We start from the raw sequence: 20,565 nt of genomic DNA on the forward strand, positions 1-20,565 counted from the left end.
AGAGAGAGCGACGATATGAGCACTTCAGTACAACCCTGTGCAGATAAAAAATCTCGTGGAGACAAACCCGTGCGTTGGTATAAGCAACTGACACCAGCGCAATGGAAGGCATTTATTGCCGCTTGGATCGGTTATGCCCTGGACGGTTTTGATTTTGTTCTTATCACTCTGGTTCTGACTGATATTAAACAAGAATTCGGTTTGACACTGATTCAAGCCACCAGCCTGATTTCAGCCGCCTTTATTTCGCGCTGGTTCGGTGGCTTGGTTCTGGGGGCCATGGGTGACCGTTATGGCCGTAAGCTGGCGATGATCACCAGTATTGTGCTGTTTTCCGTTGGTACCTTGGCCTGTGGTTTAGCACCGGGTTACACCACACTGTTTATCGCCCGGCTGGTTATTGGTATTGGCATGGCGGGGGAGTATGGTTCCAGCTCCACTTACGTGATGGAAAGTTGGCCGAAGAATATGCGTAACAAAGCCAGTGGCTTCCTGATTTCTGGCTTCTCTATCGGCGCAGTATTAGCGGCTCAGGCCTATAGCTACGTGGTTCCAGCATTTGGCTGGCGTATGCTGTTCTACATTGGATTACTGCCAATTATCTTTGCATTGTGGCTGCGAAAAAATCTACCCGAAGCTGAAGATTGGGAAAAATCTCAAAGCAAACAGCAGCAATCTAAGCAGACGAAAGATCGCAATATGGTGGATATTCTGTATCGCAGCAATTTGAGCTACCTGAATATTGCTCTGACAATTTTTGCCGCGGCTTCTCTTTATGCTTGTTTTACCGGCATGGTATCGACACCACTGATAGTGGTCCTCGCTATTCTTTGTGCCGCGATATTTATCTACTTTATGGTTCAAACCAGTGGTGAGCGTTGGCCGACTGGCGTGATGCTGATGGTGGTGGTGTTCTGCGCCTTCCTCTATTCATGGCCGATTCAAGCACTGTTACCTACTTATCTGAAAATGGATTTGGGGTATGACCCGCATACCGTGGGTAATGTGCTGTTTTTCAGTGGATTTGGTGCGGCGGTGGGCTGTTGTGTGGGCGGCTTCCTAGGTGATTGGCTAGGTACCCGTAAGGCCTATGTGACCAGTTTGCTGATTTCACAATTATTGATAATTCCCCTGTTCGCGATTCAGGGCAGCAGCATTTTGTTCTTGGGTGGCTTACTGTTCCTGCAACAGATGCTAGGGCAGGGGATTGCCGGGTTGTTGCCAAAACTGCTTGGTGGTTATTTTGATACTGAACAACGTGCTGCGGGGTTGGGCTTTACCTACAACGTCGGCGCACTGGGTGGTGCATTAGCACCGATTCTGGGGGCGTCAATTGCTCAGCACTTAAGTCTGGGAACCGCACTTGGCTCGCTCTCATTCAGCCTGACATTTGTCGTTATTCTACTAATTGGTTTTGATATGCCATCCCGCGTACAGCGCTGGATACGGCCTTCTGGCTTGCGGATGGTGGATGCCATCGACGGTAAACCATTCAGTGGCGCAATTGGTTCAACGAGTGCGGCGGTGGTTACACAGAAATAAACGTTGTTATTGATGCGGCAAGGGGGAGCTTGCCGCCTATCTGCAGCCTCAATAACTGGGATAGGTCGAGGAGTATTGCCCAGCGCGGGTCGGCTGGGCTTTTTACTGGGCGAAGAACAGTATAGTAACCAGCTGACGACCTGCGTTGTGACTGGCTTAGAGCATTTGATACTTGAACATCACTAAACGGTATATAAAACCGTTATAGGTATGCACCTAGTTATAAATACACTGAAGATATTAAAGCTCATCATTTGTAATGAATGGTAGATGCTTGGTGAATGAACTCAGTGAATAAGGTGCAGAATGAAACAGACCTCAGTGACGAAAACTACCCGTAAAGGATTAACCCGTGCCGCCCTATTAAGCGCGTTAATTTTCAGCAGTGCAACAGTCTGCGCCACTGAGTTGCTCAACAGCTCTTATGATGTCTCCCGCGAGTTATTCACTGCACTGAATCCGGGTTTCCAGCAACAATGGGAACAACAAAATCCCGGCGACAAACTGACTATCAAACAATCCCATGCGGGTTCATCCAAGCAAGCGCTGGCTATCTTGCAGGGTCTGAAAGCCGATGTGGTGACCTATAACCAAGTGACGGATGTGCAAATTTTGCATGACCGTGGCAATTTGATCCCGGCTGACTGGCAAGCTCGCCTGCCGAATAACAGCTCGCCATTCTACTCCACCATGGCTTTCCTGGTACGCAAGGACAATCCTAAGAATATTCACAATTGGGATGACTTAGTGCGCGAGGACGTCAAACTGGTGTTCCCGAATCCCAAAACCTCAGGTAATGGCCGTTACACCTATCTGGCGGCTTGGGGCGCGACTCAGCAAGCCAATGGTCAGGATGAGGCTAAAACTCGTGACTGGATGAAACGCTTCCTGAAAAACGTAGTGGTATTTGATACTGGCGGCCGCGGGGCAACCACCACTTTCGTTGAGCGGGGTTTGGGTGATGTGCTGATCAGTTTCGAATCCGAAGTCAATAACATTCGCAAAGAGTATGGCAGTGACAAATATGAAGTGATTGTTCCGCCGGTCGATATCTTGGCGGAATTCCCTGTGGCTTGGGTGGATAAAAATGTCGAGAAGAATGGCACTGAAAAAGCTGCCAAAGCTTACCTCACTTACCTGTATAGCCCACCGGCACAGCAAGTTATCACCAGCTTTAATTACCGCGTCTATGACAAAGCGGCAATGGAAGCGGCAAAATCCCAATTCCCGGAAACCAAATTATTCCGTGTTGAAGACCAGTTTGGTAGCTGGCCACAAGTGATGAGTACCCATTTCGCGACCGGTGGTGAGCTGGATAAATTGTTAGCGGAAGGGCATCAGTAATGTTGTCGGCATCCAGTAAACGGGTTCTGCCCGGATTTACCCTCAGTCTTGGGAGCAGCCTGCTTTACACCTGCCTGATCTTGCTATTACCCCTCAGTGCATTAGTGATGCAGGTCGGCCAAATGAGCTGGGCGCAATATTGGGAGGTGATTACCAACCCTCAGGTGGTCGCTGCTTATAAAGTGACCTTACTGGCTGCGGGCGTGGCAAGTGTATTTAATGCGGTATTTGGCATGTTGATGGCTTGGATCTTAACGCGCTATCAATTTCCCGGCCGCAGTTTACTGGATGGTTTGATGGATTTGCCATTCGCTCTACCCACTGCGGTGGCGGGGCTAACACTGGCGACACTGTTCTCCACCACTGGCTGGTATGGTGCCTGGTTAAACGAGTTCGGTATCAAAGTTTCCTTTACCTGGCTTGGGATTGCCGTCGCCATGGCTTTCACCAGCTTGCCATTTGTGGTGCGCACAGTGCAGCCGGTATTGGAAGAGTTAGGGCCAGAATATGAAGAAGCGGCAGAAACTTTAGGTGCCAGCCGCTGGCAGAGTTTCCGTTTAGTGGTGATGCCAGAACTGGCTCCCGCCTTGTTAGCAGGCACGGCATTATCCTTTACCCGCAGTCTGGGGGAGTTCGGTGCCGTTATCTTTATTGCCGGCAACCTTGCCTGGAAGACCGAAGTGACCTCGTTGATGATTTTCATCCGCTTGCAAGAATTTGATTACCCGGCAGCCAGTGCCATCGCGTCGGTGATTCTGGCGGTTTCACTGGTGTTGCTGTTTGGGATTAACACCTTACAAAGCCGCTTTGGTCGGCGGATAGGCGGGCACTAATGGCTGATATTTCAGAATTTAACGGCGTGGCCCGCCCGCCAATTAACTGGGGTAAATGGACGCTAATAACTATTGGTGCGCTGTTTTCGTTTTTACTGCTGGTGATCCCGATGGTGTGGATCTTTATCACCGCCTTCTCGAAAGGGTATGAGGTGGTGGTACAGAATTTAGTCGACCCAGATATGTTACACGCCATCTGGCTGACGGTATTGGTCGCGTTGATCACTGTGCCGGTCAATCTGGTGTTTGGCGTGGTGCTGGCTTGGTTGGTAACCCGATTTATCTTCCCTGGCCGCCAGTTATTGATGACGTTAATTGATATCCCATTTGCGGTTTCGCCCGTCGTGGCCGGTTTGATGTACCTGCTGTTTTACGGTTCAAACGGCATTGTCGGCGGTTGGTTGGACTCTCACGATATCCAATTGATGTTCTCGTGGCCTGGCATGGTGCTGGTAACCGTTTTTGTCACCTGCCCGTTTGTGGTGCGCGAATTGGTACCGGTGATGATGAGTCAGGGCAGTCAGGAAGATGAGGCGGCGGTGTTGCTTGGTGCTTCTGGCTGGCAGATGTTCCGCCGAGTGACACTACCCAATATTCGCTGGGCACTGCTGTATGGCGTGGTGTTGACCAATGCCCGCGCTATCGGTGAGTTTGGCGCGGTATCCGTGGTATCTGGTTCTATTCGTGGCGAGACTTACACCTTGCCGCTGCAAGTTGAATTGCTGCATCAGGATTACAATACCGCCGGGGCATTTACTGCCGCCGCGTTATTGACTCTGATGGCAATCGTGACCCTTTTTCTGAAAAGCGGCCTGCAATGGCGCTTAGCACGCCAAGTGGTTCGTCTCGAACAGGAGCAAAAGCATGAGCATTGAGATTGATAATATCAGCAAGTATTTTGGTCGCACCAAAGTACTGAACAACATCTCACTGGATATTCCTTCTGGTCAGATGGTGGCTTTGCTTGGCCCATCCGGTTCGGGGAAAACAACCCTGTTGCGCATTATCGCCGGGCTAGAGAACCAGAATGCCGGGCGCTTAAGTTTTCACGGCACTGACGTCAGCCGCCTGCATGCACGGGATCGGCGCGTTGGTTTTGTGTTCCAGCACTATGCACTGTTCCGCCATATGACGGTGTTCGATAACATAGCCTTCGGTTTGACGGTGTTACCACGGCGTGAGCGGCCGAATGCAGCGGCTATTAAGCAAAAAGTGGAACAATTGTTAGAAATGGTGCAATTAGGCCACCTGGCAAATCGTTATCCTTCTCAACTTTCTGGCGGTCAAAAACAGCGTGTCGCTCTGGCACGTGCATTGGCGGTCGAGCCACAAATCCTGCTGTTGGATGAGCCTTTCGGCGCGCTGGATGCACAGGTGCGTAAAGAATTGCGCCGCTGGTTGCGCCAGCTACACGAAGAACTGAAATTCACCAGTGTGTTTGTGACTCATGATCAGGAAGAAGCCATGGAAGTGGCGGATCGCGTGGTGGTGATGAGCCAAGGCAATATTGAACAGGTCGGGACGCCAGATGAAGTGTGGCGCGACCCTGCGACCCGTTTTGTATTGGAATTCCTTGGTGAAGTTAACCGTCTGAGTGGCGAAATTCGCGGGTCACAACTGTTTATTGGTGCTCATCACTGGCCGTTAGACTTAGCGCCAATGCATCAGGGCAGTGTCGATTTATTCCTGCGCCCTTGGGAGATGGAAGTCAGCACACAATCAAGTGACCGCTGCCCATTGCCGGTTCAAGTACTGGAAGTTAGCCCACGCGGTCACTTCTGGCAATTGACGGTGCAACCTATTGGCTGGCATCAAGATCCTATTAGTGTTGTGTTGCCAGAGGGCAATATTGACGCCCCGGTACGCGGTAATCGTTACTATGTTGGCGGATTAAATGCCCGCTTATATTCTGGCGATCAATTATTGCAACCCATTGCTTTAGCCCAAAGCGCCTGATAAGTTTTTCTTCTTTTTGTAGACACAGAATCATACCCTTCCTCCTTGAAGTAGCTGTGAAAACCGCTGCCACTTCAAGGGCGAAGGGTATTTAAAGGTAATTAACGTGACAACCCTTGAACACTGCATCGGCAATACACCACTGGTAAAACTGCAACGCTTGAGCCAAGGGCTGAATGCCCAGATTTGGGTCAAACTGGAAGGCAACAATCCGGCGGGTTCGGTAAAAGACCGCGCAGCACTTGCCATGATCCAGCAGGCTGAGCGACGTGGGGAAATTGCGCCGGGTGATGTATTGATTGAGGCAACCAGTGGGAATACCGGCATTGCATTGGCGATGATTGCCGCCATGAAAGGTTATCGGTTGAAATTACTGATGCCGGAGAACATGAGCCAGGAGCGGCAGGCCGCGATGCGTGCTTACGGAGCCGAGCTTATTTTGGTCAGCCGTGAGCAAGGTATGGAAGGCGCGCGCGATCAGGCATTAATGATGCAGGCTGATGGGCAGGGCAAGGTGCTGGATCAGTTTAATAATACCGATAATCCGTACGCGCATTTCATTGGCACCGGGCCAGAGATTTGGCAACAAACCGCCGGTCAAGTGAGCCATTTTGTCTCCAGCATGGGCACCACCGGCACCATTACCGGTGTTAGCCAGTATCTGAAAAGCCAAAACCCACAGGTTAGGATTATTGGCCTACAACCGGCTGAAGGTAGCAGCATTCCGGGGATTCGCCGTTGGTCACCTGAATATATGCCGGGGATTTTCCGCCCCGAACTGGTGGATAAAGTTCTGGATATCAGTCAACTCTCTGCCGAGCAGACCATGCGCCGCCTGGCAACGGAGGAGGGGATCTTCTGCGGTGTTAGCTCCGGTGGCGCGGTAGCAGGAGCATTGCAAGTGGCGGCGGAAAACCCAGGGGCGGTGATTGTGGCAATTATATGCGACCGCGGAGATCGCTATTTATCGACTGGGGTTTTTGACTAATCGAAGGTGATAGCGGCTCAATAATCACTGAACGATAATCAACCGAATTCCGAACTATCCGCCTCTCACCAAAAAGATAGCGTGGGGAACATGGTTCCCCAGCACTTATTCCCGCTCTAAAGCCCTGATCGGATCCATCTCTGCCGCTCGTTTGGCGGGGAAAAAACCAAAGATTACGCCAATCAAACTGGAACAGAAAAATGCCGCAATAATTGATGTAGCCGAGTAAACCATCGAAAAGTTACTGCTAAATTGACTGAATACCAAGCCAATCCCCAGAGATAACACCACCCCGAGGCAACCACCTAGCAAGCACACCAGCACAGCCTCAATTAAAAATTGCTGCATAATATCGCTTGCACGTGCTCCGACCGCCATTCTTACACCAATCTCTCGGGTACGCTCAGTGACTGAAACCAACATGATATTCATCACCCCAATACCACCGACCACCAATGAAATAACCGCTATCATCGACACCAGCAATGTCATCGTCGAGCTGGTTTTCTCGATGGTTTGCCGGATACTGTCGGTGTTCATAACGAAAAAATCCTGTGTCCCGTGACGTTGCGTTAGCAGCTTGGTCACTCCCTGCTCGGCATTAGCCAGATCGATATCATCGTTAACGCGCACAGTGATACTTTTCAAATAGGACTGACCGAGCATACGTTTCATTGCGGCGGTATAAGGGATCCACACATTGAGATTCTCGTCACTACCAAATCCACTCTGTTTTCTGGCCACGACACCAATCACCCGACAGGGCAGTGAACCGAGCAAAATGACTTTTCCAAGAGGTGTTTCGCCATTGGGAAACAGCTTATCGCGGGTGTTTTCATCAATCACCGCTTCTTGCATCAGGTTATTGACACTGATGCGGTTAAAGGCCATTCCTTGGTCGATGGTGTAACCACGCACCAAAAAATATTGCTCGCCAACCCCATTTACCGTGCCGCTCACGGATTTATTACCGTAGCGCAAGGTGGTACTGGTGGAGACTGTCGGGGTAGTGCTGTGAATATAACCTTGTTGTGCCAGTGCATCGGCGTCGGCGGCCCGCAATGTGTGAATTGCCGCAGAGCGCATATCACCGAAATCTTTACCGGGGAAAATTTCTAATGTGCTGGTACCCATGGCACTGATGTTAGCTAAAACCTGCTGTTGTGACCCTTTTCCTAGTGCCACGACAGAGACCACTGATGCAATACCGATAATAATTCCCAGCATGGTCAACACCGTACGCAAGCGTTGCGCTGACATTGCCAATAAGGCCATTTTGAACGCCTCTTGTAGGCGGTCATACTGTGCTTTCCAAGGTGATAACGGCGCTTTATTGGCCGTGTCTGGCTCTTTTTCAATATTACTAATTTCTGGATCTATTTCTGTTGATACGATCTGCGGTTTTTGTCTATCGGCAATCACCTCGCCGTCTCGGAGTTCGATAATCCGCTGAGCATGTTCAGCAATCGACATGTCATGAGTGACAATAACAACCGTATGGCCTTGCCGATGTAAATTTTTGAGAATATTTAATACTTCATTGCCGCTATGAGTATCGAGTGCACCGGTGGGCTCATCAGCCAGAATGACTTCTCCGCCATTCATCAGTGCTCTGGCAATACTAACCCGCTGCTGTTGCCCGCCAGAAAGCTGACTTGGGCGATAATCCAGCCGGTCAGCCAAGCCAAGACGTGACAAAAGGTTAGTGGCTCGCTGACGCCGCTCCTCATGCTCAATGCCTGCATAAATAGCTGGAATTTCAACATTTTCTCGTGCATTTAAATCATTCAGTAAATGGTAACGCTGAAAAATAAAGCCAAAGTGTTCGCGGCGTAATTCAGCTAATGCATCTCTATCCAGATGTAAGGGAATACGCCCAGCCACCAGGTACTCACCAGAGCTAGGTTTATCTAGGCATCCAAGAATATTCATCAGTGTCGATTTACCGGAGCCTGATGCCCCGACAATGGCCACCATTTCGCCACTGTGAATGGTCAGATTGATATTTTTTAATACTTTAACGGTTGCTGCACCCACGTCTTTATCGCCAATACTAAACCAACGGCTAACGTTATCGAGTTGCAGTAAAATCTTACCCTGGTTGATATCTGGCATCAGTTACATCCCCATTGGCGGCCCCATGTGTTGGGCCTTACTGTTGGAGGCGGCAACATTCGCCTGACTAACAATGACCTGCTCCCCGGCTTGCAAGCCAGACAGAATCTGAGCATCGACATGATTGTTTATCCCGACGGTGACTGCGCGATGGCCTATTTTTCCATTTTCATCAACCACTTGTACCTGATAGCGCCCATTGCTATTTTCCAGTGCGGTTGCGGGAATAACCACGGTATCCTCGGCTTTGTGCAGCACGATATACACCTGCGCAGTCATTGAAATACGCAATGCTCCATGCGGGTTGGCGACATCAAACAAGCCGTTATAGTAAATAGCGGTGGTGGTGGAAGAGCTGGAACTGCTACTTGATGATGTGGTGGTGGTTTCATCGTTGATTGAGTCAGGTGCCGGTTCTATCGCCCGCAGCGTCGCGCTGAACCGTTGTTCAGGTTCGCCTAAAATGGTGAAGTAAACCGGCATGCCCGCGTTGACTTTCACCACATCAGCCTCAGAAATCTGTGCCTCTACCGTCATGGTCTGGAGTTGTGCGACTTTAATGATTGTCGGAGCACTTTGTACCGCATTGACGGTTTGTCCCTCTTCAACCGGGATGGCCACCACTGTCCCGGCAATCGGTGAGTTGATTTTGGTATAACCAAGATTGAGTTTGGCGGTGCTGACGGCAATTTCCGCCTGTGCAATTTGTGCATCCAGCGCGTTAATTTCGGCTTGTGTACTGTCTAATATTGCTTTGGCACTATCAAAATCAGCCCGAACCCCCAACTCTTTGGCGAGAATCTGTTGCTGACGCTGGTAGGTTAACTGATTATTTTTTTGCGTCGCGACTTTTGCTACTCGCTGAGCCAGCACGTTTTTCAGGGCTTCTTCTGCATCTTTCAGGGCATTTTGCTGAGTAAGATCATCAATTTCAGCCACTAACTGGCCTTTTTCAACCGCTTGTCCTAGGGTCACATGGAGAGCTTTAATTTGCCCAGAGACCTGAGCGCCCACCGTGACCTGTTTTTGTGCTTTGAGAGTGCCATCAGCCAGTACGGTTTGTTCCAGAGTGCGAATCTCTGCCGGGGCAGTAATAAAATGGGGTTTATCTGCCGGTGACATCCATCTAAAGAGCAGTACACTGCCAGCGGTCAGTAGCACAATAGCCAGCCCGATAAGGCGACGTTTCGACCCGGTAACCTGTTGCATCATCAATCAAAGATCCTTGAACCACAATTAAGAAAATAGTGAAGCTAAGTGCTGGGGGATAATTTACCGCCAAGGCCCGATAAGTGTGAGTTAAGTGAAACTCAAGAATATGTAAGGATTGAGTAAAACTGGCTGCGCGCGAGTCAAATAGGCATGAAAATAGCCGAAATCAGGCAGGAGAGTGAATTCATGAAAATTTTGTTAGTCGATGATGATGTTGAACTGGGCACGATGTTGAGGGAATACCTGAATGGCGAGGGGTTTAACGCCGAACGGGTATTAACCGGCAAAGCGGGCATTGAAGGTGCCTTGTCCGGGGAGTATACCGCCTTGATTCTCGACATTATGTTGCCTGATATGAGTGGCATTGATGTATTACGACAAGTGCGTAAAAAAAGTCGTTTACCTATTATTATGCTGACAGCCAAAGGCGACAACATTGACCGAGTTATTGGCCTGGAGATGGGGGCTGATGACTACATGCCTAAACCCTGCTACCCACGCGAATTGGTGGCACGGTTGCGCGCGGTATTGCGCCGCGTTGATGAGCATCCTGATGTGTCATCCGCCGATGACAGTGTCATCATTCAGGGTGACTTAACCCTCAATCCGTCGACTCGTAGCAGTGAATGGCAAGGTAAATCGTTCGATTTGACGGCTTCGGAGTTTAATTTACTGGAACTCCTGCTGCGCTCTCCGGAACGTGTTGTCACCAAAGATGAGTTATCTGCTAAAGGGCTAGGGCGGCCGCGGGAAGCCTATGACCGCAGTGTCGATGTGCATATCAGCAATATCAGACAAAAGCTTGCAGCCTTAGCGGGCAACACGCTAAATATTGAAACGGTACGTAGCATTGGCTATCGCATCAGATAATAGCTATTGGTGGAGTCGATAGGATATGCGCGGACGGTTGTTTTGGAAAATCCTGTTAGGATTTTGGCTGACCTTCATTTTAATGACTCAGATGCTGTGGGTGGTGTTTTCCTTCTATGGTAATCGCCACGAGCCACCTGAGCGTGAGATGGTACGGCAGATTGCCAAATTACAGGTCGCGTCAGCGGCCTCGGTACTTCATGCCGGTGGGTTGCCTGCGCTAAAAAGCATGATGACCAACTGGTCAGAGGCAGATAAAAATCATTTCTCTGTTTTGCCTGCGACTGAGATACCCGCGGCAACAGAGGAGCCACCCAATAAGGCGCGGCCGTCTAAAGGCCGTGAACCTGAGTTTTACAGTAGGGAAGTCACGACATGGGTCACAGGCCCAGAGGGTCAAAATTATCGTATCAGTTATGACATTGATGGATTACGGGCGATCAATCAGCAGGACGGTACTGGCGAGAGCCGCCATGAAATACTGAACATTCCCATTCCAATGATTTGGATGGGCGTGCTGGGGGGACTGTTCTTCAGTGCTCTATTGGCATGGAACCTGACGCGACCTATGCGCCAGCTACGTGCCGGTTTTGAGCGGGTAGCCCAAGGGGATTTGTCAGTGCGGTTGTTACCCGTGATGCGTCGACGGCACGATGAACTGACCGAAGTGGCACGGGATTTTGACTCAATGGCCGAGCGTCTGGAAGCGTTGGTCAGTGCCCGTGAACAGCTGCTACATGATGTTTCTCACGAGTTACGCTCGCCATTGGCCCGTTTACAATTGGCGATTGGTTTGGCGCGGCAGAACCCGGTGAACGTCGAGAACTCCTTACAGCGCATTGAGCACGAATCGGAACGGCTGGATAAGATGATTGGCGAGTTATTAGCACTCTCTCGTGCCGAGAATCACAATATAGCCGATGACGAAGAGTATTTTGATTTACATGAATTAGTGAAAGTTGTGGTCAATGATGCCCGCTATGAAGCACAGGTTCCGGGGGTTGAAATCCTATTACAGGTGACTCCGCAAGTTGGCTACACTGTCAAAGGCAATGCTGAGTTGATGCGGCGGGCAATAGATAATATTGTCCGCAATGCGCTGCGTTTCTCTGGTCAGGGCCAGCAGGTTAGCGTGACACTTTCACCAAGTGAGTGGAGCTACCAGATTCAGGTCGCAGACCAAGGGCCGGGAGTGGAGGAAAGCAAGTTATCCAGTATTTTTGACCCTTTCGTGCGTGTCAAATCAGCTATGTCTGGCAAAGGTTACGGTTTGGGCTTAGCCATTACACGCAAAGTGGTCTTGGCGCATGGTGGGCAGGTTGAAGCCAGAAATAGTGAGCTGGGTGGTTTGGTGATTACCTTACGGATGCCGCGCTGGCCTACGACAAATTAAGCTGGTTTGTTTATAACGCATGTCATGTTAGCTAACAAAAACGGCGCCCTTAGGCGCCGTTTTTTCACTCGTATAAAATTACTTTTTGATACGAATAATCGGAGTCTCACCAACAGTGACACTGCCAGAGAGTTTAATCAGTTCTTTAATCTCGTCCATGTTAGAGATAACCACCGGCGTCAGTGTAGACTTGGCTTTCTCTTCCAGCAGGGCCAGATTGAACTCAATAACCACATCACCTTTTTTGACGCGCTGGCCTTCTTCAGCGATACGCTTAAAGCCTTCGCCTTTCAGTTCAACAGTATCAATACCGAAGTGGACGAACAGCTCGATGCCGCTGTCTGATTCGATAGAAAAAGCATGGTTAGTTTCGAAAATTTTACCGATGGTGCCGTCAACAGGAGCAACCATTTTATTGCCTGAAGGCTTGATAGCTATGCCATCACCAACGATTTTCTCTGCAAACACAACATCAGGAACATCTTCGATGTTGACGATCTCACCAGACAACGGAGCTACGATTTCAATAGTGCCACTGTCTTTTTTATCATCTGAAACCAGTGATTTCAGTTTATCGAACAAACCCATGATCTTCTCCTAAGTATTTATATTGGGCAGCGTTCCAGTATCGTGGAATTAGCAGAGCGTTTTTTCTTCGATGAATGTGGTAACCAAATCCATCAATTCCTTCGCTGTTGGTTGAGCTAATGCTTGCTCCGCCAGCACCTTCACATCTTCGAAATTCGTATTACGGATAATTTTCTTGATGCGTGGGATCGAAATTGCACTCATGCTGAACTCATCCAGCCCCATGCCCAATAGCAACAGTGTAGCACGTTCATCGCCAGCAAGTTCACCGCACATACCGGTCCACTTACCTTCAGCGTGAGATGCATCAATAACCTGTTTGATCAGGCCCAATACCGATGGCGACATTGGATTATAGAGATGAGAAATCAGCTCATTGCCACGATCTACTGCCAGAGTATACTGAGTTAGATCGTTTGTCCCAATACTAAAGAAGTCAACTTCTTTAGCTAAATGGCGAGCGATGACCGCCGCCGCAGGTGTTTCAACCATCACACCGACCTCGATAGTTTCATCAAAGGCCTTATTTTCTTCACGCAGTTGGCTCTTCAGCAGTTCAAGCTCTGCTTTCAGCTCGCGTACTTCTTCAACCGAAATGATCATCGGGAACATGATACGCAATTTACCAAACGCGGAGGCACGCAAGATTGCGCGCAGCTGTGCATGCAGAATCTCTTTGCGATCCATAGCAATACGGATTGCACGCCAGCCCAGGAATGGGTTTTCTTCTTTCGGCAAGTTCATGTACGGCAGATCTTTATCACCGCCGATGTCCATGGTACGGACAATAACTGCTTGAGAGCCCATGGCTTCCGCAACGGCTTTATAAGCCTGGAACTGCTCTTCTTCAGTAGGCAGTGAGTCGCGGTCCATGAACAGGAATTCGGTGCGATACAGACCGACACCTTCAGCGCCATTACGCTCAGCACCGGCGATGTCACGCACGGTACCAATGTTGGCAACCACTTCAACCTGATGGCCATCAAGGGTGATAGCAGGCAGGTCTTTCAGTTTGGCCAGATCGTTTTTCTCGGTGATGTACTGAGCATTCACCGCTTTCAACTGCTCAATCACATCCGCAGTCGGGTTTAAATAGACTTTGTTGTTGACCGCATCGAGGATCAAATAGTCGCCATTTTGGACTTGTTTGGTCACATCACTTGTGCCGACGATAGCCGGTAATTCCAACGAACGAGCCATAATGGAGGTGTGAGAAGTACGGCCACCTAAATCGGTGATGAACCCTAACACTTTATCCAGATTAAGCTGCGCGGTTTCTGACGGAGTCAGATCGGTAGCAACCAGAATCACTTCATCCTGGATAGCACCCAAATCGACAATAGTCAGACCGAGAATGTTCTTCAGCAGGCGTTTACCGATATCACGCACGTCAGCTGCACGCTCTTTCAGGTATTCGTCATCCAGCTCTTCCAGGGCTTTTGCTTGCCCTTCAATCACTGAATAAGCGGCTGCATCAGCAGTGGCATGCTCATCTTTGATGAGGGCTATGATTTCCTGCTCAAGCTCTTCGTCTTCCAACAGCATGATATGCCCTTCGAAGATGGCAGCTTTCTCTTCGCCCAGGCTTATGCCAGCTTTGGTCTTAATCGCTTCCAACTGTTCAGCCGCTTTAGCACGCCCAGTTTTGAAACGCTCGACTTCCTGCTCCACTTGGTCAGCAGAGATCTTTTTCCGGTTGATGACAATCTCATCTTCTTTTAGCAAAAGTGCTTTACCAAAAGCGATACCCGGTGATACTAAAATGCCTGAAATCATAACCCTACCTTACTCTTGACTGGTGTTAACTAAAAAAGCGCGCGTGATTACTCAAGCTCTGCCATCAGTTTTACCAGATGCTCAACAGCTTTCTTCTCATCTTCGCCTTCAGCAGAGATCGTAACAACAGTACCTTGGGTCAGGCCCAGAGTTTGCAGTTTGAACAGGCTCTTGGCGCTAGCGCTTTTACCGTTGGAGGTCACAGTAATTTCAGACGCAAAGCCTTTTGCTTCTTTCACGAACTGGGCAGCAGGGCGGGTATGAAGACCGTTTGGTGCAGTAATAGTAACTTCTTGCTGGAACATTGTATTTCCCCAACTTATTGGATTTATGTTGTGGAGCTAAAGTTTAGTGTAAAACCTAAACTTTAGCCTGTATTGGTGCGCGTATAATGACATCTTTCAACTCGCGCATGACTATGCCTCAACTGCAGGTAAGCCATAAAGACAGTTTCCGATACGACCTGAGCTCAGGCCTAAAATCGAGACTGCTACTCCTAAGAATAATGCTCTCTTTGCGATATGTCTTCAATCAGCGTTAAGTGATGACATTTTTTGTTGTGTTGCATAATTGATAAATCGATTCAGCCAGAGAGGCGCCAGATACTCGATTAATTTCGCGTATCAAAATAATTGTCCGGTTAAATACTAAACCCAGAGGGTAAAATCAATCTTTATGTAGTAAAAACTTTGACGTGCACCACAAAAAAAGCACCCAAGAGGGTGCTTTTTTAGCATTTAGTGCGACAGCATCACTACTGTTGCAGTTCTTGCTCAGTGAACAAATCTGCAAATAATGCTGTGCTTAAGTAACGCTCACCCGAGGACGGAAGAATAACCACAATTGTTTTGTCAGTAAAGCCATCTTCTTCAGAAAGCTTAACCGCAGCAGCGACTGCCGCACCGGAAGAAATACCGGCCAAAATACCTTCTTCATCCATCAAGCGACGAGCCATAGAGATAGCTTCGTCATTGGTCACCAAAGCAACCCGGTCAATCAAACTCAGGTCGAGGTTGCCGGGAATGAAGCCTGCGCCAATACCTTGAATTTTATGTGGGCCTGGTTTGATCTCCTGGCCTGCCAATGCTTGCGTGATAACTGGCGAGTCGGTTGGCTCAACAGCAACGGAAATAATTGCTTTGCCTTTGGTATTTTTGATGTAGCGGCTGACGCCGGTCAGCGTACCACCAGTACCGACACCAGCGATAAAGACATCCACTTCACCATCGGTATCTTCCCAAATCTCGGGGCCAGTGGTTTTCTCGTGAATTTCCGGGTTTGCAGGGTTACTGAACTGTTGCAAAATAATATAGCGGTCTGGGTCGGTAGCTTGAATTTCTTCGGCTTTAGCGATGGCTCCTTTCATCCCCTTAGCACCTTCAGTCAGCACCAGATTGGCACCCAGCGCTTTTAATAACTTACGGCGCTCAATGCTCATGGTTTCAGGCATCGTCAGCGTTAATTTATAACCACGAGCTGCGGCAACAAATGCCAGAGCAACCCCGGTATTACCACTGGTCGGTTCTACCAGTTCTTTGCCTTCGGTCAGAATGCCTCTATTTTCGGCATCCCAAATCATATTAGCGCCGATACGGCATTTAACGCTGAAACTGGGATTGCGTGATTCAACCTTCGCCAAAATGCGTCCGTTACCGATACGGTTCAGACGAACCAACGGCGTATGGCCGATTGTTAAAGAGTTGTCTTCATATATCTTGCTCATAGCCCGTCCTTTAACTCTATGAAAATGTAGGAAACGTTCAAAGCATACGCTAACAGTATTGCTATGGAAGTAAGTAATTGGTATATCGATATGTTATTAGGAAATAAGTTTTAATCCCAATAACAAGGGCGTGACCAGCACGCCCACAGAAAATTAGTGTGATGGTTGAATAAACTGGTCACGGTAGCGATCAACCCACATCGCCGTGGCCCCGCAGACCGCAACTGGCATAATCACCAAATTAAGGAATGGGATCATAGTGAATAAGCTCACTAGTGCGCCAAATTGGAGGTTATCAACTTTATTTTGCCGTAATGCGCTGCGCATGTGCTGGAAGCTCACTTTATGGTTATCAAAAGGATAGTCACAATATTGAATCGAGAGCATCCAGGCACTAAAGAGGAACCATAGAACAGGGGCCAGTGTTTGGCCAATTCCCGGAATCACATATAACAGCAACAACACTAATGCCCGCGGTAAGTAGTAAGCTAATTTGCGCCATTCACGTGCCATAATGCGCGGTAAATCCTTCACGATGCCCATGATACCGGTATCCGGTAGGGGTTTTCCGGTTAGGCTCGCCTCCAATTGTTCGGCCAACAAACCGTTAAAGGGGGCGGCGATGAAATTGGCAAGGGTGCTGAACAGGTAACTGAAGACCAGTAGCACCGAAATGACCATTACTGGCCACAGTAAATAACTTAGCCATTGTAACCAGTCAGGGATATGGCTCAATAGTTGTGGAACCCAGTCACCTATCCGGTTGAATAACCACCAGAAAGCACCTCCCATCAGTAGAATATTTACTAATAAAGGCAAAATCACGAATCGCCGGATGCCCGGGCGGGAAATTAACTGCCATCCTTGCGCAAAATAATGGATACCATTGACCTTTTTTGCTGTTTTTTGCGTATACGCCATGCCATTGAGTTCTCTGTTAGCTTATTGACCAATGTATCATATCGGTATGATTTCCCACTGCATAGTCACGTTTTGTACAAAAAGTAAGCGAAACATCTAGCATAATCATCTTTCTTTGAAGAAAATTGAGCACGGACTTGCACTTGTGTTCGTTGGGAAATAGAGTTAAAGGGTGAATGTTTGCCGCGGTGGCAATGTATTGGAACAACAGAGATAGTAATGATGCAGGATTTGCGTCTGATATTAATCGTTGTTGGCGCGATCGCCATAATAGCGTTGTTATTGCATGGTTTATGGACCAGCCGTAAAGAACGCTCATCACTTTTTCGCGATCGCCCAGTTAAACGTCTGAAACAAGAACGTGTTGAAACCCCGATTGAGAGTCTTGATGAAGGGGTAGGAGAAGTGCGCGTCCGCACAGCTCATCCACAAGAGAAGCCTTCGTTTAGTCACATTGATGATGACGATGAAGACATGCCGGTTATTCAGCATACTGAAACTCAGCCGGCACAGGTTAAGACGGAGCCTCGTCAAAAACCTTTTGCTTCAGTGCAGACAGACTATGACGACCCGCTATTGGGTGGGCTATCTGCTGAACAACCACCGCATGAATCACAGCGTGATCCTTTGCTTGGTTCGGTTGAAGAACCCTATTCACAACCGCGTCACGCAGAACCACAGCATGTGGCGGAACATGCACCTCGAGTCGCGCCACAACAGGTGGAATCGCAACCAGAGCCTGCAGTTCCTGCTCCTGAGGTGAAACCACAAAAACTGAAAGAAACTGTTTTGGTGCTGCATGTCGCTGCACATCACGGCGGTACTTTGGGCGGTGAGTTGCTGTTACAGAGTGTGCTTCAGTCTGGTTTCCAGTTCGGTGAAATGGGTATTTTCCACCGTCACCTTAGCCCGGCAGGCAGCGGCCCAGTATTGTTCAGTTTGGCGAATATGGTAAAACCGGGTTCTTTTGATCCTGATACCATGTCTGATTTCTCTACGCCGGGTGTATCAATGTTTATGATGGTACCGTCTTATGGCGATGCTAATCAGAACTTCAAGCTAATGCTACAATCAGCCCAGCGCATTGCCGACGATGTTGGCGGTGTCGTGTTGGATGATGAACGCCGCATGATGACCCCGCAAAAGCTGGAAACGTATAAGGCCCGCATCCGCGAAGTGTTGGATGCAAACGCAAGCGCCTGATAACGTTGCCCCATAATGAATCGAATTAACCCGAACCCCCGCATGCCGGGGGTTTTTTATCTTTGATGGTGAGCTATGGAATCGATAATTCAGCAAATTAATCAACTAAGAACCTCATTGCGCCATCATGAACATCAATACCATGTGTTGGATGCACCAGAGATCCCTGATGCTGAATATGACCGCCTGATGCAGCAATTACGTGATTTGGAAGCACAACACCCTGAATTGATCACCAATGATTCACCGACGCAACGGGTTGGTGCCGCGCCGCTTGATGCATTTGACCAGGTTAAACATGAAGTCCCGATGCTGTCTCTCGATAACGTCTTTGATGAAGAGAGCTATCTGGCATTCGACAAAAGGGTGCATGACCGACTGAAAACCGCAGAACCTCTGACATTTTGTTGTGAACTGAAGCTCGATGGTTTGGCGGTCAGTTTATTGTATGAAGAAGGCGAGCTGGTCAGGGCGGCTACCCGCGGTGATGGCACCACGGGTGAGAATATTACTGTCAATGTGCGCACTATTCGCGCTATTCCACTGCGCTTGCATGGAGATAACATCCCACGGCGAGTGGAAGTGCGCGGTGAGGTGTTTATGCCGCAGGCTGGTTTTGAGCAATTAAACGAAGAAGCACGTCGCAAAGGCGGCAAAGTTTTTGCCAACCCACGCAATGCGGCTGCGGGTTCATTGCGTCAGCTTGACCCGCGAATTACGGCTAAACGGCCATTAACTTTCTTCTGTTACGGTGTGGGTTTACTCGATGGTGGTGAGTTACCGCGTAGCCATATTCAGCGACTAATGCAATTCAAGGCCTGGGGCTTGCCGGTCAGTAATAGAGTGAAATTGTGCACTGGTAGTGACCAGGTCATTGCTTTTTATCGACAAGTTGAACAAGACCGTGCCAGTTTAGGTTTTGATATCGATGGTGTGGTTATCAAGGTTGACTCTCTCGACTTACAAGAGCAGCTGGGCTTTGTGGCCCGAGCACCGCGCTGGGCCACGGCATTTAAATTCCCAGCACAAGAGCAGATAACGCAAGTTCGCGAAGTGGAGTTTCAGGTAGGGCGCACTGGTGCTATCACCCCTGTGGCTCGTCTGGAGCCGGTACAGGTTGCCGGTGTGATTGTCAGCAATGCGACGCTGCATAATGCCGATGAAATTGAACGCCTTGGCTTGCGTATTGGCGATACCGTGATTGTCCGCCGGGCCGGTGATGTTATTCCGCAAGTGGTGGGCGTGGTGATGGATCAGCGCCCTCAGGATGCCAAAGAGATTACCTTCCCCGATCATTGTCCGGTATGCGGCTCTGACATCGAGCGGGTTGAGGGTGAAGCGGTTGCCCGCTGTACCGGTGGCTTATTCTGTGCGGCGCAGCGTAAAGAGGCACTGAAGCACTTTGTCTCACGTCGGGCGCTGGACGTGGACGGTATGGGTGATAAGATTATCGAGCAACTGGTGGAAAAACAGTATGTTGAGAACCCAGCTGATTTATTCACATTGACTGCGGGCAAATTAACCGGCCTTGACCGGATGGGGCCAAAGTCTGCACAAAATCTAATTGTGGCGTTGGAGAAGGCGAAGCAGACCACTTTTGCCCGCTTCCTCTATGCGCTGGGGATTCGCGAAGTGGGAGAGGCAACAGCAGCCAATTTGGCCGCTCACTTCCGTACTCTGGATAATCTTCGTGCGGCAGATATCGAAGCATTAAAAAGTGTGCCTGATGTCGGGGAAGTTGTGGCTAAACATGTGCTTAACTTCCTGAGTGAAGAACACAATCAGAAGGTCATCGAAACGCTTGAAAAAGTGATCAGTTGGCCTGAGCCGCAGCAAATTATTGCTGAAGAGATAGACAGTCCATTTGCCGGTAAAACCGTGGTGCTGACCGGCTCGCTCACTATTCTCTCACGAGATGAAGCCAAAGATCGTCTGACGGCTTTGGGGGCTAAAGTGAGTGGCAGTGTCTCTAAAAAAACCGATCTGGTGATTGCCGGTGAAGCCGCAGGGTCAAAACTGGTTAAAGCGCAGGAACTTGGGATTACAGTTATTGATGAAGCGGAAATGATCCGTTTATTAGGCGAATAATTATAATTCTGAG

17 protein-coding genes are annotated in these 20,565 nt (G+C 49.1%); 10 read left to right on the forward strand and 7 right to left on the reverse strand.

Translation table 11 applies throughout. The features are described from left to right. The first annotated feature begins 15 nt into the window (after positions 1-15). The 6 genes from DJ58_RS17110 to cysM all read left to right on the forward strand — a co-directional run bounded on the left by DJ58_RS17110 (position 16) and on the right by cysM (position 6,663). The gene (locus DJ58_RS17110; protein WP_004707717.1) at positions 16-1,542 is read left to right on the forward strand and encodes an MFS transporter; all 1,527 of its coding nucleotides are present in this window, start codon (positions 16-18) and stop codon (positions 1,540-1,542) included. A gap of 306 nt (positions 1,543-1,848) precedes the next feature. Next, on the forward strand, positions 1,849-2,886 hold the full coding sequence (locus tag DJ58_RS17105) for a sulfate ABC transporter substrate-binding protein (protein ID WP_004707715.1): 1,038 nt from the start codon (positions 1,849-1,851) through the stop codon (positions 2,884-2,886). After that, positions 2,886-3,719, forward strand: a complete 834-nt coding sequence (cysT, locus tag DJ58_RS17100) for a sulfate/thiosulfate ABC transporter permease CysT (RefSeq protein ID WP_032910702.1) — start codon at positions 2,886-2,888, stop codon at positions 3,717-3,719. Before DJ58_RS17105 ends, cysT begins: the two co-directional genes overlap by 1 nt. Then, on the forward strand, positions 3,719-4,594 hold the full coding sequence (gene cysW / locus DJ58_RS17095; RefSeq protein WP_004707713.1) for a sulfate/thiosulfate ABC transporter permease CysW: 876 nt from the start codon (positions 3,719-3,721) through the stop codon (positions 4,592-4,594). The genes cysT and cysW overlap by 1 nt, the downstream gene beginning before the upstream one ends. Further along, positions 4,584-5,675 (forward strand): sulfate/thiosulfate ABC transporter ATP-binding protein CysA, encoded by a 1,092-nt coding sequence (gene cysA / locus DJ58_RS17090; RefSeq protein ID WP_032910701.1) that lies wholly within the window; start codon positions 4,584-4,586, stop codon positions 5,673-5,675. Before cysW ends, cysA begins: the two co-directional genes overlap by 11 nt. 106 nt (positions 5,676-5,781) lie before the next feature. Then, positions 5,782-6,663, forward strand: coding sequence for a cysteine synthase CysM (cysM, locus tag DJ58_RS17085; RefSeq protein WP_004707709.1), 882 nt, complete (start codon positions 5,782-5,784; stop codon positions 6,661-6,663). A 105-nt stretch (positions 6,664-6,768) separates the two neighbouring features. Here cysM and DJ58_RS17080 read toward each other — a convergent pair whose 3' ends face one another. Together DJ58_RS17080 and DJ58_RS17075 are read right to left on the reverse strand one after the other, a co-directional pair. Next, positions 6,769-8,778, reverse strand: coding sequence for a MacB family efflux pump subunit (locus tag DJ58_RS17080; RefSeq protein ID WP_004707708.1), 2,010 nt, complete (start codon positions 8,776-8,778; stop codon positions 6,769-6,771). Positions 8,779-8,781: 3 nt separating this feature from the next. After that, positions 8,782-9,987 carry an efflux RND transporter periplasmic adaptor subunit gene (locus DJ58_RS17075; protein ID WP_032910746.1) on the reverse strand — a complete coding sequence of 402 codons (1,206 nt, stop codon included), beginning with the start codon at positions 9,985-9,987 and terminating at the stop codon, positions 8,782-8,784. A gap of 189 nt (positions 9,988-10,176) precedes the next feature. Between DJ58_RS17075 and DJ58_RS17070 the strand changes: the two genes are divergently transcribed. Both DJ58_RS17070 and DJ58_RS17065 read left to right on the forward strand, forming a co-directional pair. Continuing rightward, on the forward strand, positions 10,177-10,860 hold the full coding sequence (locus DJ58_RS17070) for a response regulator transcription factor (RefSeq protein ID WP_032913200.1): 684 nt from the start codon (positions 10,177-10,179) through the stop codon (positions 10,858-10,860). Between the two features lie 25 nt (positions 10,861-10,885). After that, positions 10,886-12,253 (forward strand): ATP-binding protein, encoded by a 1,368-nt coding sequence (locus DJ58_RS17065; RefSeq protein WP_004712630.1) that lies wholly within the window; start codon positions 10,886-10,888, stop codon positions 12,251-12,253. A 78-nt stretch (positions 12,254-12,331) separates the two neighbouring features. On the opposite strand, the gene crr is transcribed toward DJ58_RS17065, so the two are convergent. The 5 genes from crr to cysZ form a co-directional block, all read right to left on the reverse strand. Beyond that, positions 12,332-12,841 carry a PTS glucose transporter subunit IIA gene (gene crr / locus DJ58_RS17060; RefSeq protein WP_004392561.1) on the reverse strand — a complete coding sequence of 170 codons (510 nt, stop codon included), beginning with the start codon at positions 12,839-12,841 and terminating at the stop codon, positions 12,332-12,334. Between the two features lie 48 nt (positions 12,842-12,889). After that, the gene (ptsI, locus tag DJ58_RS17055) at positions 12,890-14,617 is read right to left on the reverse strand and encodes a phosphoenolpyruvate-protein phosphotransferase PtsI (RefSeq protein ID WP_004712629.1); all 1,728 of its coding nucleotides are present in this window, start codon (positions 14,615-14,617) and stop codon (positions 12,890-12,892) included. A 47-nt stretch (positions 14,618-14,664) separates the two neighbouring features. Continuing rightward, positions 14,665-14,922: a phosphocarrier protein Hpr gene (gene ptsH / locus DJ58_RS17050; protein ID WP_004712628.1), complete on the reverse strand. Its 258-nt coding sequence runs from the start codon at positions 14,920-14,922 to the stop codon at positions 14,665-14,667. 449 nt (positions 14,923-15,371) lie between these two features. Further along, entirely contained in the window at positions 15,372-16,340 is a 969-nt protein-coding gene (gene cysK, locus DJ58_RS17045) for a cysteine synthase A (protein ID WP_004712627.1), read from the reverse strand. Between the two features lie 153 nt (positions 16,341-16,493). Next, positions 16,494-17,261: a sulfate transporter CysZ gene (gene cysZ / locus DJ58_RS17040; RefSeq protein ID WP_032912209.1), complete on the reverse strand. Its 768-nt coding sequence runs from the start codon at positions 17,259-17,261 to the stop codon at positions 16,494-16,496. A 219-nt stretch (positions 17,262-17,480) separates the two neighbouring features. On the opposite strand from cysZ, the gene zipA reads away from it, so the two are divergent. Both zipA and ligA read left to right on the forward strand, forming a co-directional pair. Further along, a complete protein-coding gene (gene zipA / locus DJ58_RS17035) occupies positions 17,481-18,464 on the forward strand; it encodes a cell division protein ZipA (protein WP_004712624.1) in 984 nt (327 codons plus the stop codon). A gap of 75 nt (positions 18,465-18,539) precedes the next feature. After that, positions 18,540-20,552, forward strand: coding sequence for an NAD-dependent DNA ligase LigA (gene ligA / locus DJ58_RS17030; protein ID WP_004712622.1), 2,013 nt, complete (start codon positions 18,540-18,542; stop codon positions 20,550-20,552). Positions 20,553-20,565: the final 13 nt, after the last annotated feature.

The organism is Yersinia frederiksenii ATCC 33641, assembly GCF_000754805.1.
Taxonomy (GTDB): domain Bacteria; phylum Pseudomonadota; class Gammaproteobacteria; order Enterobacterales; family Enterobacteriaceae; genus Yersinia; species Yersinia frederiksenii.